The following is a 13,321-nucleotide window of genomic DNA, read 5'->3' as shown; positions in this document are numbered from 1 at the left end:
GACGCTACAGGTTGTTCAGCAGAGCGATGAGCAGCAGAGCGGGCGCGCACAGCAGGGTGGACAGGAAGATCGCGTCGCGGGCCAGGACGAGGCCGACGCCGAAGCGCTGTCCGTAGAGGAAGACGTTCTGGGCGGTGGGAAGCGCGGCGAGCACGCTGACGGCGTACGCGTGATCATGACGCAGCCCGAGCACGACGGCCAGAAGGTAGGCGATCGCCGGCATCGCGGCGATCTTGAGGAGCACCGCGGCGAGCGTGGCCGTGCGGTCGGGACCCGCGGCGAGGACGCGACGGCCGGAGAGCGACATGCCGAAGGCGATCAGCACGACCGGCACCGCGGCGTGACCCATGGTCGTGATCGGATCGGCGATGACGGTCGGTAAGCGCATTCCCGTCACGGAGAAGAGTGCCCCGAGCAGCACCGCCACGATCATCGGGTTGCGCAGCGGCGCCAGCACGGTCGACCGCCACGACGCGTGCCCGGTCTCGGCGATCTCCAGCAACCCCAGCGCGATCGGGGTGACGATCAACAGCTGAAGCATGATGATGGGTACGACCAGAGCGGCGTCACCCAGCACATACGTGGCGATCGGGATCCCGATGTAGTTGGCGTTGACGTAGCCGGCGGCGAGCGCGCCCATGATCCGCGTACCCGGCGTGCGCCGCCGCGTGAACAGCAGGTGCAGCCCGAAGCAGACGCAGGCCGCCGCGGTCGACACCAGCAAGGGCTCGCTGAAGAGAACGCCCAGGTCGGCACTCTGGACCCCGATGAACAGCAAGCACGGATTGAGCACCGTGTAGACCAGCCGGCCGATCGCCGCCTCCGCGTTCGGCGGCAGCCCGGCCCAGCGCTTCGCCGCCCAGCCCGCGGCCACGATGACGCCGATCAGCACGAAGCCCGACAGAGCCGAGATCATGGCTCTCCGTCGATGGCATATCGCGGTAACCTGCTGCGGTGACGGATCGTATGCCGAACGTAGGGGACGTGGCGGCGATCCCGTTGCGTGACGGCTACGGCGCCTGTCTGGTGACCGGTCTCGGCCCGATGGCGTGCGCGCTGGACTTCTTCTCCGCCGAGATGCCTTCGCTGGACGAGCTGGCGGACGCCCAGCCGCTCATCCTCGATCATCACGTCCTCCGCGGGCAGCCTACCGAGATCAACGTCATCGGCGACGAGCCGCCCCCGCCCTGGTGGGTGTGGCGGGGCCGCCGCGACCTGCCCGCCGGCGTCTCCGAGCGGGTCGAGTCGCACGCCGGCTGGTCGTGGCTGTCCGCGCAGATCGCCGCCCAGCGCCGCTGGGACCACGGCCTCCCCGAGTTCGCGAAAGAGGCGTACCGCACCGGCCAGGGCAAGGCCACCTCGATCCTCGACATGACCGGCGCGGCGGCGTCCTGGGCCGACCTCGACCGCCTGCCCCGATGCCGGTCGCTGGTCTGGTCGGGCCCCGACCGCGGCCTGCGCGAGGCCCTCGTGGCGCACCCGATCGTCAGCGACTTGACCTGGGTGGACGCGCCGCGCCGGGTCGATCTGACCGGCACCTACCTGACCCGTCTGCGCCTGTCCGCGTCCGATGTCGACGTCGCCCGCCTCCCCGACGACCTCGAGACGCTCAAGCTCGACGAGGACACCCGCGTGGCATCGGTCGTCGCCGCCGACGACGGCCGGTGGCTGAAGCTGACCGCCGACCACGCCGAGCTGCCGCGCGGACTCACCGGCCTGTGGGACCTGGAGCTCACCGGCGACGGCACGATCTCCGCCGGCGTCCTGGAGAACCTGCACGACCTGCGCCGCCTGCGTCTGACCTGGCGGTCGGCCCCCGGCGAGCTGAGCGCGGCGTTCGCCCTGAGCGGCCTGTCACGCTTGACCGACGTCAAGTTCATCGGCGCGTACGGGATGAGCGCGCGCACCCTCCCGGACCTGCCGTCCCTGAGCTGGCTCGTCTGCGACGGCTTGTACCGCAAGGCCGCGGCCGGCATAGAGGCCCGCTACCGAGACGCCGACGTGCGAGTCGACATAACCGGCATCGAGAACGAGTGGAGAGAGTTCTGACCCCTTCGGACGTCCTCCTCGTCGAGCCCCGCCCGGACGGCCAAGTCGTGGTAGCCGTGGTCGTGCCTCCCTGGCTGGCCTGTCTCCGCGGGTCGGACAACGACGACTCGCCGACGCGGGCGACGAGGACACAGCCCGCCGCGACGCCGACGCCCTGGAACCCTCGGACCCGGCCTTGGCCGAGTGGGTCCGCTCGTCGATCCGGTCCAGCTCACGCGCCGTAGCCGTGGTCGTACGCGGCCCCGCGGTTCTGGTCATCAAGCGCCACTACCGGGGGCGCGACTACGCCGTCCTCCCCGGCGGCGGCGTCGAGGAGGGCGAGACCTTCGAGGTTCCCGGGTTGCTGTCGGATCCAGGCCGGGTCGTTCGTAGAAAGAGCGAGAAGCCCTGAACGCACCGAGAGGCAGAGGCATGGCCAAGCTGATTTATCTGACCAATGTTTCGGTTGACGGCTACATCGAGGACGAAAGCGGAGATTTCTCCTGGTTCCCGCGCGACGACGAGGTATTTTCCTTCACCACCGACCTCGTGCGCTCGGTGGGGACCTTCCTCTACGGGCGGCGCCTGTACGAAGCGATGGCTGTCTGGGAAACCGATGCCTCTCTGGCCGCGCAGTCCGGCCTCATGGCCGACTTCGCCCATGCTTGGCAAGCGGCGAACAAGGTTGTCTACTCCACGACGCTCACCGAGGTGTCGACCAAAGCGACCAGCTTGGAGCGCAGTTTCGACCCCGCCGCCGTCGAGAAGCTGAAGGCCACGGCCGACAGCGACATCACCGTGGGGGGCGCCAACCTGGCGGCGCAGGCGATGCGGGCCGGCCTGGTCGACGAATGCCAGCTGATCGTCTGGCCCGCGTCCGTCGGAGGCGGCAAGCCGGGGCTTCCTACCGGTGTGCGCAACAACTTCACACTCCTCGACGAGCGCCGATTCCGGAGCGGCGTCCTTCACCTGCGTTACGAGGTCGTCGGACGCTGACGTTCTCGGCTCTGGATGATCCGGGCCGGCCTGCCGCTCACGTGACGCTCCCTGAAGCCGCCCGGATCAGTTCAGGCAGAGGCAGAAGGGGTGACCGGCCGGGTCCAGGAAGACCCGGAAGGAGGTGCCTGGCTGGTCCGGATGTTTGGTCGCGCCCAACTCGAGCACCGCCGCCTCGGCCGCGTCGAGGTCGTCGACGAGCATGTCGAGGTGCATCTGCTGGGGCCGTTCCTGGGTCGGCCACGTCGGCGGCGTGTAGTCGGCCACCTGATGGAAGGCGATGCACTGGCCGTTCTCGGCGCAGACCGAGGCCGGATTGGCGGCGTCGTCGATCTTCCAATCCAGCATCGCGCCGTAGAACCTGGCGAGCGCGCCCGGATCGGGACAGTCGATGGCGAGAAGCGGCATGCGGGCGATGGCCATGCCGGCCAGGATATCGACGATCACGGTCGGCGGGTGGCCGGCTTCGATCACTCGAACCAGTAGGTCAGGGTGTCCCGGGCCGCCCAGCCGGTGCTGGTCCGGGGCGCCCGTGCCGCGGAGAACGCGGCGAAGCCGCGCAGGCCGCGCAGGTCGCCCGTGCCGGAGCCGGGCACGACCTCCCAGCGCCCGCGGACGATGCTCGCGGCGTCGATGAAACCCTCGGCCGTCAGCGCGAACGAGCCGGACCGCCCGTGCAGCGAGCCGGCGAAACGCTCGACGCAGGTGAACGTGCCGGTGCCGTCGCGGTGGATCACGCGCAGGTGGCGGGCGGTGCCGTCGCCGTCGAGGCCGCCGGTGAAGCGCTCGTGGAGGGTGGTCTCGATCAGGCTGATGCCGCTGTCGTCGGGCGGGCTGATGACGGCCTGGTCGTAGCTCAGCACGGCCACGTCGCTCTCGCTGGTCTGGTGGTCTCCGGACTGCATCGTTGACCTCCTTCGATCGATGCGGCTAAATTATGCCGGTGACCGGCACATGTCAACGAGAGGCAGATGCCAGTGGCTGACGGGCTGCGAGACCGGAAGAAGGCCCTGACGCGGGAGGCGATCGAGGAAGCGGCGCTGCGCCGGTTCGTGGCGGACGGCTACGACCAGGGCCGGGTCGAGGACATCTGCGCCGACGTCCTGGTCTCGCAGCGCACGTTCTTCCGCTACTTCGCCTCGAAGGAGGACCTGGTTCTCGGTCGGCTGCGCGGCCACCTCGAGGAGGCCGGCCGGCACCTCGACCGGCGCCCGAGCGGGGAGCCGATCGGCGATTCGCTGCGGTCGGCGATCGCCGGGGCGTGCGGCGACTACGAAGCCGGGCCGGAGCGCGAACTGCGCAGGTTGCGCCTGGTCACGACGACGCCGGCCCTGCGCGCGGGCCTGCTCGCGGTCTTCGACGGTTTCGAGGGCCTGGTGTGCCAGTTCGCCGCTCGCCGCGGCGCCGCCCAGGCGCGACTGCTGGCCGCCGCCGCGGTGACCGCCTTTCGCGTGGGGCTGGAGACCTGGCGCGACGACGAGGCCCGGCCGCAGCTCACGGGCCTCGTCCTGCGAAATTTGGACGCGCTCACCAAGGGTCTGGCCGGGGCGAGCGGCCGGGACTATCCGACGTAGAGGATGGCGTCGATCTCGATGTCGAAGTCCTCCAGCGCGACCGGCAATGTGGTGCGCACGGGCAGGTTGTCGCCCTTGATGTACTCCTTGTAGATCTGGTTGAGCTCGGCGAAATCTCCGAAGTCGCGCAGGTAGACCCCCAGCCGCACCGCGTCGTCGAGGGACGCCCCGGCTGCCTCGGCGCACGCCGCCAGGTTGCGGAAGGCCGCGTGTGCCTGCTCGGCGAAGCTGCCCGTCACGCGGGTGCCGTCGGGCAGCGCGGGGATGGCGCCGGCCAGGTAGATGGTGTCGCCGGCGACGACCGCGTGGGAGTAGGGGCCGCCGGCGGGGGCCGCCGTGTCGGTCATGATGGCGCGCTTGGGCATGTCAATGACTCCTGGGGTCTCGTGGGAACTGATCTTCCAAAGCGTCCGCCCCGACCAGCGGCGTGCTGAGCAGGGCGCGGATGTCACGGTCGCGGCGGGCCAACGCCGCATGCTGCGCGTCGGTGAGCGGGATCCACGGTGGCACGGGCGGCGGCAGCTGCGGGGGGAGCAGCCTGCCCTTCGCGTACGTGTAATGGTTGATCAACCGCAAGGGCGACCGGCGCGCCTGGAGGTGGGCGTCGGTGACCTCGAGCTCTTCGGCACGGACCTCGAAGACCGCCAGGTCGGCGGGCGCGCCGACCTCGAGCGTGCCGCCGGGCAGGCCCAGCGCCTGCGCGGGCCGGACCGTGACGGCGGCGAGCACCTCGTCGAGCGGCAGGCCTACCGCCAGGAGCTTGGCCATCGTGGTCGGCAGGTCGAAGGCCGGCCCGTGCAGCGACCGCGCGTGCAGGTCGGTGGAGATCGTGTGCGGCCGGATGCCCAGGTCGAGCTGCCGTTCGAGGATGTCGAAGGCGAACCCGCCCGACCCGTGCCCGATGTCCAGCAGCACCCCGCGCCCGACCGCCTCGACCAGCGCCCGACCGAGCGGCGCGGCCAGCCCGCTGGCGCAGTGCGTCACTATGTCGCCGGGGCGCAGCAGGTCGAGCACGTCGTCGACCTCGGGCGGCGCGGCCCCGACGTGGACCATCACCGGCACCTTGCACGCTTCGGCGGCGGTGAGAGCGCGCCGCAGCGGTTCGAGGCCGCTGTCGCCGACCGCCTCCCGGTCGATCCGCACTTTGATGCCGCGCAGCAGGTCACGGTGCTGCTGGATGGTGTCGATCGCCAGCGCGACGTCGCAGTTGGCGAGGTCGCGATTTTCCCCGGTGCGTCCGGCCAGCCCGGTCGCCGAGATGTTCAGCAGCGCCGCGACCCGCACCTGAGTCGCCGGGAAGCGGAGCGTGTAGGCGCCGGTCGAGCCCGCGTCCACCCAGGTCGTGACGCCCGTGTACCAGGCGATCGGGTCGGGCGCGATCCCCCAGTATCCCGGCCCCACGTGCGTGTGCAGGTCGATCAGCCCCGGCGTGACCAGCAGCCCCGGCACATCCACGATCGTGCCGGCGTCGCGGGGAAGGTCGTCGCCGGTCGCGGCGATCACCCCGTCGGCGACGGCCACGTCGAAGGGCTCGCCGCCCGCCAGTAGGAGATCCCAGGTCATCCGGCTCCCGTTGACAGAAATTGCCAGGTCAGCGAACTATATCGGAGTGATTCCGCGGCCGTCGTCCGTCCACCTCGACCAGGAGACTTTCGCCGTCGACCCGGAAACCGAGCTTTCCGCCTGGCTGCGCGGCGCGATCTCCGTGCCACTTCCGCGCAGCGACCGCGGCTTCCGCCTGGCGATCGATCAAGACCAGGACCATGACGGGTACGTCCTGAGCACCGCGCCCGCCGGAATCGAGATCGTCGGTGGGTCGGAGGCGGGCGTCTTCCACGGCGCGCAGACACTTCGCCAGCTGTTCGAGGACGGGCGGCTGCCGCGGGCCCGGATCGTCGACGCGCCCCGCTTCCGATGGCGGGGCGTCATGCTCGACGTCGCCCGCCACTTCATGCCGGTCGCCGACGTGCTGCGCTTCATCGACCTGGCCGCCTACCACAAGCTCAACGTGCTGCATCTGCACCTGACCGACGATCAGGGCTGGCGCTTCGAGGTGCCGGGCTGGCCGCGGCTCACCTCGGTCGGGGCGTGGCGTGGCTCGACGATGCGGGGCGCCCGCGTTCACGCACGGTATGACGGGCAACCGCACGGAGGGTTCTACGCCGCGGACGACCTGCGACGGATCGTGGCCTACGCGGCCGAGCGCTTCGTGACGGTGGTGCCCGAGGTGGACATGCCGGGGCACATGCAGGCGGCCGTGGCGGCCTACCCCGAGCTCGGGAACGGCTTTGCCGGAGGCGTACGGGAAAGCTGGGGGATCTCCACCCACGTGCTGAACGTGACCGCCCGGGCCCTCGATTTCTGCCGCGACGTGCTGACGCACGTCTGCTCGATCTTTCCGTCGGAGCTGATCGGCATCGGCGGTGACGAGTGCCCGGTCGACGAGTGGGCTTCGCTGGAACGGCCCGGCGAAGTGCAAGCGTGGTTCACCGGGCTGATGGCGGAGCATCTCGCCTCGCTCGGCCGGCGCGTCTACGGCTGGGACGAGCTGCTGACCCGGGGCGCGCCGACCGACGCCGTGATTGCTGCTTGGCGCGGGCCTTCGCCGACGATTGCCGCCGCGCGTGCCGGCTTCACCGTGGTCTCCTGCCCCGATATTTCGTGCTATCTGGATTACCGCCAGTCGGACGACCCCGGCGAGCCGACGCCGGTCGGCACGCTGCTCACCCTCGACGACGTCTACGCGTTCGAGCCGATCCCGCCCGGCCTGACCGCTTCGGAGGCCGCCCGCGTGATCGGCGCCCAGGTCAACGTCTGGACCGAGCACATGGAGTCGGCGCGGCGGGTCGACTACATGACCTACCCGAGGCTGTGCGCGTTCGCCGAGGTGGTGTGGGGCACGCGCGACCCCGCATCGTTCCGCGCCCGCCTGGAACACCACCTGACCCGGCTCGCCGCCATGGGCGTCAACTTCCGCCCGCTCGACGGCCCACGCCCGGCCGACGCCCGCCCCGGCGCCCCCGGCAACCCGCGCGACCGCGACGACCGCCTCGCCGAACTGCACGAGATGACCGCCGACCTGCGCGCCGCGGGCCTCTAAGATCCTGCGGTGGACTTCTTTCGCGCCGCCGACGGCACCAAGATCGCTTTCCATCGCCGCGGCGAGGGCCCACCCCTAATCTGCGTCCCCGGCGGCCCCATGCGCGCGTCCGCGTACCTGGGCGGCATGGGCGGCCTCGACGCCCACCGCACGCTGATCCAGCTCGACCCGCGCGGCACCGGCGACTCGGACACCCCCGACGACCCCGCCTCCTACGACTGCCGCGTCGTAGCCGAGGACATCGAGGCGCTGCGCCTGCACCTCGGCCTCGACCGCCTCGACCTGGCCGGCCATTCCGCCGGCGCCGCCGTGGCCGTCCACTACGCGGCCCGCCACCCGCATCGGATCGCCCACCTGGCCCTGCTCAACCCGAGCCCGCGCGTCATCAACCTCGAGATCACCAACGAGGACCGCCGCGAGGTGGCCCAGCTACGCCGCGACGAGCCCTGGTTCCCTTCGGCTTACGCGGCTCTGGAGCGCATCTGGTCCGGCACCCAGACCGACGCCGACTGGTCCGCCATCGACCCGTTCAACTACGGCCGCTGGGACGAGATCGCCCGCGCGGACGCCGCCATCGAGCGCAACGAGAAGGCCGCCGCGCTCTACTACGGAGCTTCCGGCACGCCGGACCTGTTCGGCGTCTTCGCCCCGGTCCTGCTGATCACCGGCGAGTACGACCTGCAGATCCCCCCGCGCCGCCTGAGGAGCTACGCCGCGAAGTTCCCCAACGCGACGCAGGCCGTGGCACCCGGCGCCGCGCACACCACGTGGCTCGACGCCCCGGAGTGGTTCGTCCGCACCATGACAGCCTTCCTGTAATACGCCGCCGACTCCGCACGCTCCGTCCCCCACTCACCCGCGCCGCCCGCCCTCGCTGCGCCGTGCTCGCTGCGCCGTGCTCGCTCCGCCGTGCTCGCTCCGCCGCACTCGCTCCGCCGTGCTCGCTCCGCCGCACTCGCTCCGCCGTGCTCACTCTGCGTCGGAGCCAGCGCCTGCGCCCGCCCGCGCCCGCCCCGCCGAGCCTGCGCCCGACCGACTTTTACTGATATTTCGGGCGGCGTGCCTTCCCGCGGGCGGATGTTGGCGAACTGGTGCGCGCAGCGAACCGCAAATCATCGAGGTCGGCCGCAGTTGAGCTCGGGCGAGGGTGAGCGACAGGTGGTGGTCCTGGGCGTTCCTCTAGGAGCGATTCGGCGGGCCCTCGACCACCAGGGTCAAGCACTCCAGGAACAGGTCGTCGACGGTGCGGCCGGGGCGGAAGTACTCCGTTATACCGGCGATCATGGTGGGGTAGGGGGTCAGGTCGAAGGACTTGGCGGCCTCCTCGTCGGGGCGCGGACCCTGCTCCTCCAGGACGAAGCCGATCGTCATCCGCTCGACCGTCAGCACGGTTATGCGAGCCTGGTGCAGCGGGAAGCCCTTCGTCACCAGGGTGCTCATCGCCAATTCCGACAATGACGCCATATTTCGGGACAGCTGGGCTATCGAGATGATGCGGGCGCCGTCGGGGTGGGCCAGCATGGCGCGCCGCAGGCCGGCGGCGAAGCCGATGAGCCAGTCTTGCCAGCGCTCTTCCGCGGCGGCGGCGCGAGCGGGCAGCGGAGTGAGGATCTCCTCGGCGATGGCTGTGATCAAAGCGGCCTTGTTGGGGATGTGCCAGTAGAGCGTGGGCGCCTGCACGCCCAGCCGGGCCGCGAGTTTGCGCAGCGTGACGTGCTCGAGGCCCTCGGCGTCGAGCAGGGCGACCGCCTCCTCGACGATCCGCTGCCGATCCAACGCCATGACACGTCACCCTATCAGTGTTAGAGTTCTCTAACACTGTAAGAGAGGCGGAGGCGATGAAGGCAGCGGTCCTGCACGAACGCGATGGTGTCCCGCGCTACGAGGACTTTCCCGACCCGGTGGCCGGCGAGGGCGAGGTGATCGTCGAGGTCGTGGCGGTCGCGGTGGAGAACGTCGACCGTGCCGTCGCGGCCGGCACGCACTTCGCGGGGCGGGCGATGATGCCGGAGCTCCCGGCGATCCCCTGCTTCGACGGCATCGGCCGCCTGCCGGACGGGCGGCTGGTCGGCTTCGGCAACCCCCGGCCGCCGTACGGCGCTCTCGCCGAGCGGACCGTCGTCGCCGAGGGCCATTTCGCCCCGATCCCGGAAGGGCTCGACCCCGCGGTGGCCACCGTGCTGGCCAGCGCGGTCAGCGGCATGTCCATGAAGGTCGCGGCCGGTCTCGCGCCGGGCGAGTCGGTGCTGGTGCAGGGCGCGACCGGGGTCGCGGGCCGGCTCGCGGTGCAGGTGGCCCGGCTGCTCGGCGCCGGCCGGGTCGTCGCGACGGGCCGCGACGACGAGCAATTGCGCGAGCTGGGCGCCGACGAGGTGATCAACACCAGCCGGAGCGATGAGGAGCTCCTCCAAGCCTTCAAGGACAACCGCACCGACGTGGTCGTCGACTTCCTCTGGGGCCGGCCCACCGAGATCCTGCTGCGCGCGATGGTCCCCGACGGTTTCGCCTTCGCCAAGCCGCTGCGCCTCGTGCAGATCGGCGAGGTGGCCGGCGCCGACCTGCGCCTGCCGGCCGAGAGCCTGCGCACCTCGGGCGTCGAGATCTACGGCGCCGCCCGCAATCTGAACGCCGCGACCATCGGCGACGCCTACGGCCAGGTCGTCGAGTGGGCGCAGTCGGGCACGCTCACCTTCGGGCTCGAGCGGGTCCCGCTGAGCGACATCGAGTCGGCGTGGCAGCGCACCGACCTTCGCGGGAGGCGGCTTGTCGTGGAACCCTGAGGGCAACGAGAGGGGGCCGCACGTGGACGTTCCGGAGCCGCGGGTCGACTGGCGCAGCAAGGGTTTCTTCGTCCCGGAGGGGGAGCGGACAGCATCCGACTACGCCAAGGAGCGGCCGAGCCTGTTCGGCGGCGGCTTCACCTGGCCGGTCCTGGCGCTGCGCCAGGAGGCCGTCCTGGCCAACATCGCGACCATGGCCGCCTACGCCGAGCGGCACGACCTTCTGTTCGCCCCGCATGCCAAGACCACGATGGCGCCGGGCCTGATCGCGGCGCAGTTCGACGCGGGCGCGTGGGGGATGACGGTCGCCACGCCCAACCAGGCGCTCGTGCTGCGCCGCCTCGGCGTGGGGCGCATCCTCATCGCCAACGAGGTGCTCGACCCCACCGCGCTGCGCTGGCTCGCCACCCAGGAGGACATCTACTTCCAGGTCGATTCGCTGGCCGGCGTGGCGGCCGCGGCGGCGGTCGAAGAGGGTCTTCTGCGCGTGTTCGTCGAGCTCGGCCATGCGGGCGGGCGCACCGGCGTCCGTACCCTCGAAGGCCTTGAAGCGGTGGCGCGCGCCGCGCAAGGCGCCCCACGGCTGGAACTCGCCGGCGTGACCGCGTACGAAGGTCAATTGACGACGCAGCAGGAGGTCGACGACTTCCTGGACCAGACGGTGGCCGGGGTTTCGCGGCTGAAGGCCGCGGGGATCGAGTTCTCGCTGGTGTCGGCGGGCGGGAGCGCCTGGTTCGACCGGGTGGTGGCTCGCCTCGCCGCGCTGCCGCGCGACATGCGGCTGATCTTGCGGAGTGGGGCCTCGGTCACGCACGACGACGGTTTTTACCGATCTCGTACGCCGTTCCGGCGCGTTCCCGCGGAGGGGCCATTGACCGCCGCGCTGGAGATCTGGGCGCAGGTGCTGTCCACTCCGGAGGCGGGGCTGGCGATCGTGGGGATGGGCAAGCGCGACGCGCCGTTCGACGAGGGGCTGCCCGTCCCGATGGAGGTGCACCGGGACGGCAAGCGGCTCGAGGTGGCCGCCTCGGTGACCAAATTGAACGATCACCACACCTATCTGGCGGCCGACGGCCTGGTGCCGGGCGACCTGATCCGTTTCGGGATCTCGCATCCGTGCACGGCCTTCGACAAGTGGCGGCACATCCCGGTGGTGGACGAGGACCGTCGCGTGGTCGACGTGCTCCAGACGTTCTTCTGACGACGGTGCCTCCTTGGAAACTTGTCGTACCTCTGCGAGAACATGACCCCATGACGAACTTCTGGCTCGAGCCGTGGGACGAGCGAGGTCCCGGGCTGGAGCGCCGGGCGAACACCCCCGAGATGCAGGCCTTCCTGGGCGGCGTCGAGTCGGAGGAGTCGATCATGTCGCGCCACAAACGGATCCTCGACGGGGTCCGCGACGGCACGACCGGGTTCTATCTCATCATGGTCGACGACTGGGAGGACCCGGTCGGCTCGGTGGGGTATTGGGAGAAGGAGTGGCTCGGCCAGACCGTCTACGAGATGGGCTGGAAGGTGCTGCCCGGCTTCCAGGGCCGGGGCCTGGCGGTCGGCGCCACCATCGCGGCGATCGGGCTGGCCGCCGCCGAGGGCCGGCGACGGTTCGCCCACGCGTACCCCAAGGTCGACAACGCCGCCTCCAACGCGATCTGCCGCAAGGCCGGCTTCGAGCTGCTCGGCGAGTGCGACTTCGAGTACCCGAAGGGCCATCCGATCCGCTGCAACGACTGGCAGTTCGACCTGAAGGAGGTCGGCGGCCCACCCTGAGATTCATCCGTGACGATGCCTTCACCTAGAGTGAGGTCATGAGCCTCGCTGACGGGCAGGGCGGGTACCGCGTGCGCTTCGACTGGGGTCCGGTCGGCGCCGACGCGGTCTCGCCGGGGGCGGCATACGTTGCCGTCGTCGACGTCCTCTCCTTCACCACGACGTTGACCGTGGCGGTCGAGCAGGGGCTGCACGTGCTGCCCTACCGCTGGCGCGACGACTCGGCGGTCGCCGTGGCCCGGTTGCACGGCGCGATGCTCGCGGTGCTGCGCAAGGAGGCCGGCCCCGGCCAGGTCACCCTGTCGCCCGAGAGCATCCTGCACGCCAACCTGCGGGCCGACGGCATCGACCGGCTGGTGCTGCCGTCGCCGAACGGCTCCGCCATCTCGGTACGGCTCGCCGACGCGGGCGTCACGGTGATCGGGGTGTCGCTGCGCAACGCGGCCGCCGCGGCGGCGTGGGTGCGCGAGCGGGCCGGCGACCGGCCGATCGGCGTGGTCGCGTCGGGGGAGAGGTGGCCGGACGGCTCTCTGCGGCCGGCGATCGAGGACCTGCTGGGGGCGGGGGCGTTCCTCGACGGGCTCGCCGAGGGGTCCTCCGTGGGTTCGGGCCCTTCCGTGGGTTCGGGCCCTTCCGTGGGCTCGGTTCCTTCCGTGGGCTCGGTTCCTTCCGTGGGCTCGGTTCCTTCCGTGGGCTCGGTCCCTTCCGTGGGCTCAGTTCCTTCCGTGGGCTCGGCCTCGTCCTCGGTCGAGGGCTTCTCGCCTGAGGCCGGTGCGGCGCTGTGGGCGTGGCGGGGCGTGGCCGGGGGTGCCGTGGAGGCCCTGCGGGAGTCGGTCAGTGGGCGTGAGCTGCGCGGATTCGGCTTCGCCGGCGACGTCGCGGTGGCCTCGGCGGTCGGCGTCAGCAAGGTCGTGCCGGTGTTGCGGGACGGCTGGTTCGTCGATGGAGGATCTTGATCCGGTCTCCAAACCGCGTGGCGGATTCCGCTTGTCGCGCGTGGCTGGCGGCGGAAAGCGCCCTCATCGTGCCGCTGGCTGGGTCTTTTGGCCCGCGCTAGCCGATCGTGGGAGCCG

General features: G+C 70.9%; 16 protein-coding genes. 10 read left to right on the top strand and 6 right to left on the bottom strand.

Translation table 11 applies throughout. The features are described 5' to 3' along the window. Window positions 1-4 precede the first annotated feature (4 nt). On the bottom strand, window positions 5-916 hold the full coding sequence (locus ACQPZX_RS36375; RefSeq protein WP_433365726.1) for an AEC family transporter: 912 nt from the start codon (window positions 914-916) through the stop codon (window positions 5-7). Window positions 917-954: 38 nt separating this feature from the next. Between ACQPZX_RS36375 and ACQPZX_RS36370 the strand changes: the two genes are divergently transcribed. The 3 genes from ACQPZX_RS36370 to ACQPZX_RS36360 all read left to right on the top strand — a co-directional run bounded on the left by ACQPZX_RS36370 (window position 955) and on the right by ACQPZX_RS36360 (window position 3,024). Then, the gene (locus tag ACQPZX_RS36370; RefSeq protein ID WP_433365724.1) at window positions 955-2,049 is read left to right on the top strand and encodes a hypothetical protein; all 1,095 of its coding nucleotides are present in this window, start codon (window positions 955-957) and stop codon (window positions 2,047-2,049) included. Between the two features lie 175 nt (window positions 2,050-2,224). Then, complete coding sequence (locus ACQPZX_RS36365; protein ID WP_433365721.1) at window positions 2,225-2,440, top strand: NUDIX domain-containing protein; 216 nt, start codon at window positions 2,225-2,227, stop codon at window positions 2,438-2,440. Window positions 2,441-2,460: 20 nt separating this feature from the next. Continuing rightward, on the top strand, window positions 2,461-3,024 hold the full coding sequence (locus tag ACQPZX_RS36360) for a dihydrofolate reductase family protein (RefSeq protein WP_433365718.1): 564 nt from the start codon (window positions 2,461-2,463) through the stop codon (window positions 3,022-3,024). 66 nt (window positions 3,025-3,090) lie between these two features. Here ACQPZX_RS36360 and ACQPZX_RS36355 read toward each other — a convergent pair whose 3' ends face one another. Both ACQPZX_RS36355 and ACQPZX_RS36350 read right to left on the bottom strand, forming a co-directional pair. Continuing rightward, window positions 3,091-3,471 carry a VOC family protein gene (locus ACQPZX_RS36355; RefSeq protein ID WP_433365715.1) on the bottom strand — a complete coding sequence of 127 codons (381 nt, stop codon included), beginning with the start codon at window positions 3,469-3,471 and terminating at the stop codon, window positions 3,091-3,093. Window positions 3,472-3,494: 23 nt separating this feature from the next. Continuing rightward, window positions 3,495-3,929, bottom strand: a complete 435-nt coding sequence (locus ACQPZX_RS36350) for a DUF3224 domain-containing protein (protein WP_433365712.1) — start codon at window positions 3,927-3,929, stop codon at window positions 3,495-3,497. A 66-nt stretch (window positions 3,930-3,995) separates the two neighbouring features. Between ACQPZX_RS36350 and ACQPZX_RS36345 the strand changes: the two genes are divergently transcribed. Beyond that, the gene (locus ACQPZX_RS36345) at window positions 3,996-4,598 is read left to right on the top strand and encodes a TetR family transcriptional regulator (RefSeq protein ID WP_433365709.1); all 603 of its coding nucleotides are present in this window, start codon (window positions 3,996-3,998) and stop codon (window positions 4,596-4,598) included. On the opposite strand, the gene ACQPZX_RS36340 is transcribed toward ACQPZX_RS36345, so the two are convergent. Together ACQPZX_RS36340 and ACQPZX_RS36335 are read right to left on the bottom strand one after the other, a co-directional pair. Beyond that, entirely contained in the window at window positions 4,586-4,963 is a 378-nt protein-coding gene (locus ACQPZX_RS36340; protein ID WP_433365706.1) for a RidA family protein, read from the bottom strand. The two genes, ACQPZX_RS36345 and ACQPZX_RS36340, sit on opposite strands and share 13 nt — an antisense overlap. Before the next feature lies 1 nt (window position 4,964). Beyond that, a complete protein-coding gene (locus tag ACQPZX_RS36335; protein ID WP_433365703.1) occupies window positions 4,965-6,161 on the bottom strand; it encodes an amidohydrolase family protein in 1,197 nt (398 codons plus the stop codon). Between the two features lie 46 nt (window positions 6,162-6,207). Here ACQPZX_RS36335 and ACQPZX_RS36330 point away from each other — a divergent pair, with 46 nt between their 5' ends. Both ACQPZX_RS36330 and ACQPZX_RS36325 read left to right on the top strand, forming a co-directional pair. Next, a complete protein-coding gene (locus ACQPZX_RS36330; RefSeq protein ID WP_433365700.1) occupies window positions 6,208-7,698 on the top strand; it encodes a beta-N-acetylhexosaminidase in 1,491 nt (496 codons plus the stop codon). A gap of 9 nt (window positions 7,699-7,707) precedes the next feature. Continuing rightward, window positions 7,708-8,517, top strand: coding sequence for an alpha/beta fold hydrolase (locus tag ACQPZX_RS36325; protein WP_433365698.1), 810 nt, complete (start codon window positions 7,708-7,710; stop codon window positions 8,515-8,517). Window positions 8,518-8,877: 360 nt separating this feature from the next. On the opposite strand, the gene ACQPZX_RS36320 is transcribed toward ACQPZX_RS36325, so the two are convergent. After that, entirely contained in the window at window positions 8,878-9,480 is a 603-nt protein-coding gene (locus ACQPZX_RS36320; RefSeq protein ID WP_433365695.1) for a TetR/AcrR family transcriptional regulator C-terminal domain-containing protein, read from the bottom strand. Between the two features lie 56 nt (window positions 9,481-9,536). Here ACQPZX_RS36320 and ACQPZX_RS36315 point away from each other — a divergent pair, with 56 nt between their 5' ends. From ACQPZX_RS36315 to ACQPZX_RS36300, 4 genes are read left to right on the top strand one after another with little or no spacing between them, the layout of a single operon-like run. Next, a complete protein-coding gene (locus tag ACQPZX_RS36315) occupies window positions 9,537-10,478 on the top strand; it encodes a zinc-binding dehydrogenase (protein ID WP_433365692.1) in 942 nt (313 codons plus the stop codon). A 22-nt stretch (window positions 10,479-10,500) separates the two neighbouring features. Further along, the gene (locus ACQPZX_RS36310) at window positions 10,501-11,679 is read left to right on the top strand and encodes an alanine racemase (RefSeq protein WP_433365689.1); all 1,179 of its coding nucleotides are present in this window, start codon (window positions 10,501-10,503) and stop codon (window positions 11,677-11,679) included. Between the two features lie 50 nt (window positions 11,680-11,729). Next, window positions 11,730-12,248 carry a GNAT family N-acetyltransferase gene (locus ACQPZX_RS36305; RefSeq protein ID WP_433365687.1) on the top strand — a complete coding sequence of 173 codons (519 nt, stop codon included), beginning with the start codon at window positions 11,730-11,732 and terminating at the stop codon, window positions 12,246-12,248. A gap of 38 nt (window positions 12,249-12,286) precedes the next feature. After that, on the top strand, window positions 12,287-13,204 hold the full coding sequence (locus tag ACQPZX_RS36300) for a 2-phosphosulfolactate phosphatase (protein WP_433365684.1): 918 nt from the start codon (window positions 12,287-12,289) through the stop codon (window positions 13,202-13,204). Window positions 13,205-13,321: the final 117 nt, after the last annotated feature.

The organism is Actinoplanes sp. CA-142083, from assembly GCF_050942195.1.
GTDB lineage: Bacteria > Actinomycetota > Actinomycetes > Mycobacteriales > Micromonosporaceae > Actinoplanes.
This window is presented reverse-complemented; position numbering and strand designations above follow the sequence as displayed.

Coding starts and splice junctions, on each gene's coding strand:
- ACQPZX_RS36375 (WP_433365726.1), bottom strand. CDS start 916: ATGATCTCGGCTCTGTCGGGCTTCGTGCTGATCGGCGTCATCGTGGCC.
- ACQPZX_RS36360 (WP_433365718.1), top strand. CDS start 2,461: ATGGCCAAGCTGATTTATCTGACCAATGTTTCGGTTGACGGCTACATC.
- ACQPZX_RS36350 (WP_433365712.1), bottom strand. CDS start 3,929: ATGCAGTCCGGAGACCACCAGACCAGCGAGAGCGACGTGGCCGTGCTG.
- ACQPZX_RS36345 (WP_433365709.1), top strand. CDS start 3,996: ATGCCAGTGGCTGACGGGCTGCGAGACCGGAAGAAGGCCCTGACGCGG.
- ACQPZX_RS36340 (WP_433365706.1), bottom strand. CDS start 4,963: ATGCCCAAGCGCGCCATCATGACCGACACGGCGGCCCCCGCCGGCGGC.
- ACQPZX_RS36335 (WP_433365703.1), bottom strand. CDS start 6,161: ATGACCTGGGATCTCCTACTGGCGGGCGGCGAGCCCTTCGACGTGGCC.
- ACQPZX_RS36320 (WP_433365695.1), bottom strand. CDS start 9,480: ATGGCGTTGGATCGGCAGCGGATCGTCGAGGAGGCGGTCGCCCTGCTC.
- ACQPZX_RS36315 (WP_433365692.1), top strand. CDS start 9,537: ATGAAGGCAGCGGTCCTGCACGAACGCGATGGTGTCCCGCGCTACGAG.
- ACQPZX_RS36305 (WP_433365687.1), top strand. CDS start 11,730: ATGACGAACTTCTGGCTCGAGCCGTGGGACGAGCGAGGTCCCGGGCTG.
- ACQPZX_RS36300 (WP_433365684.1), top strand. CDS start 12,287: ATGAGCCTCGCTGACGGGCAGGGCGGGTACCGCGTGCGCTTCGACTGG.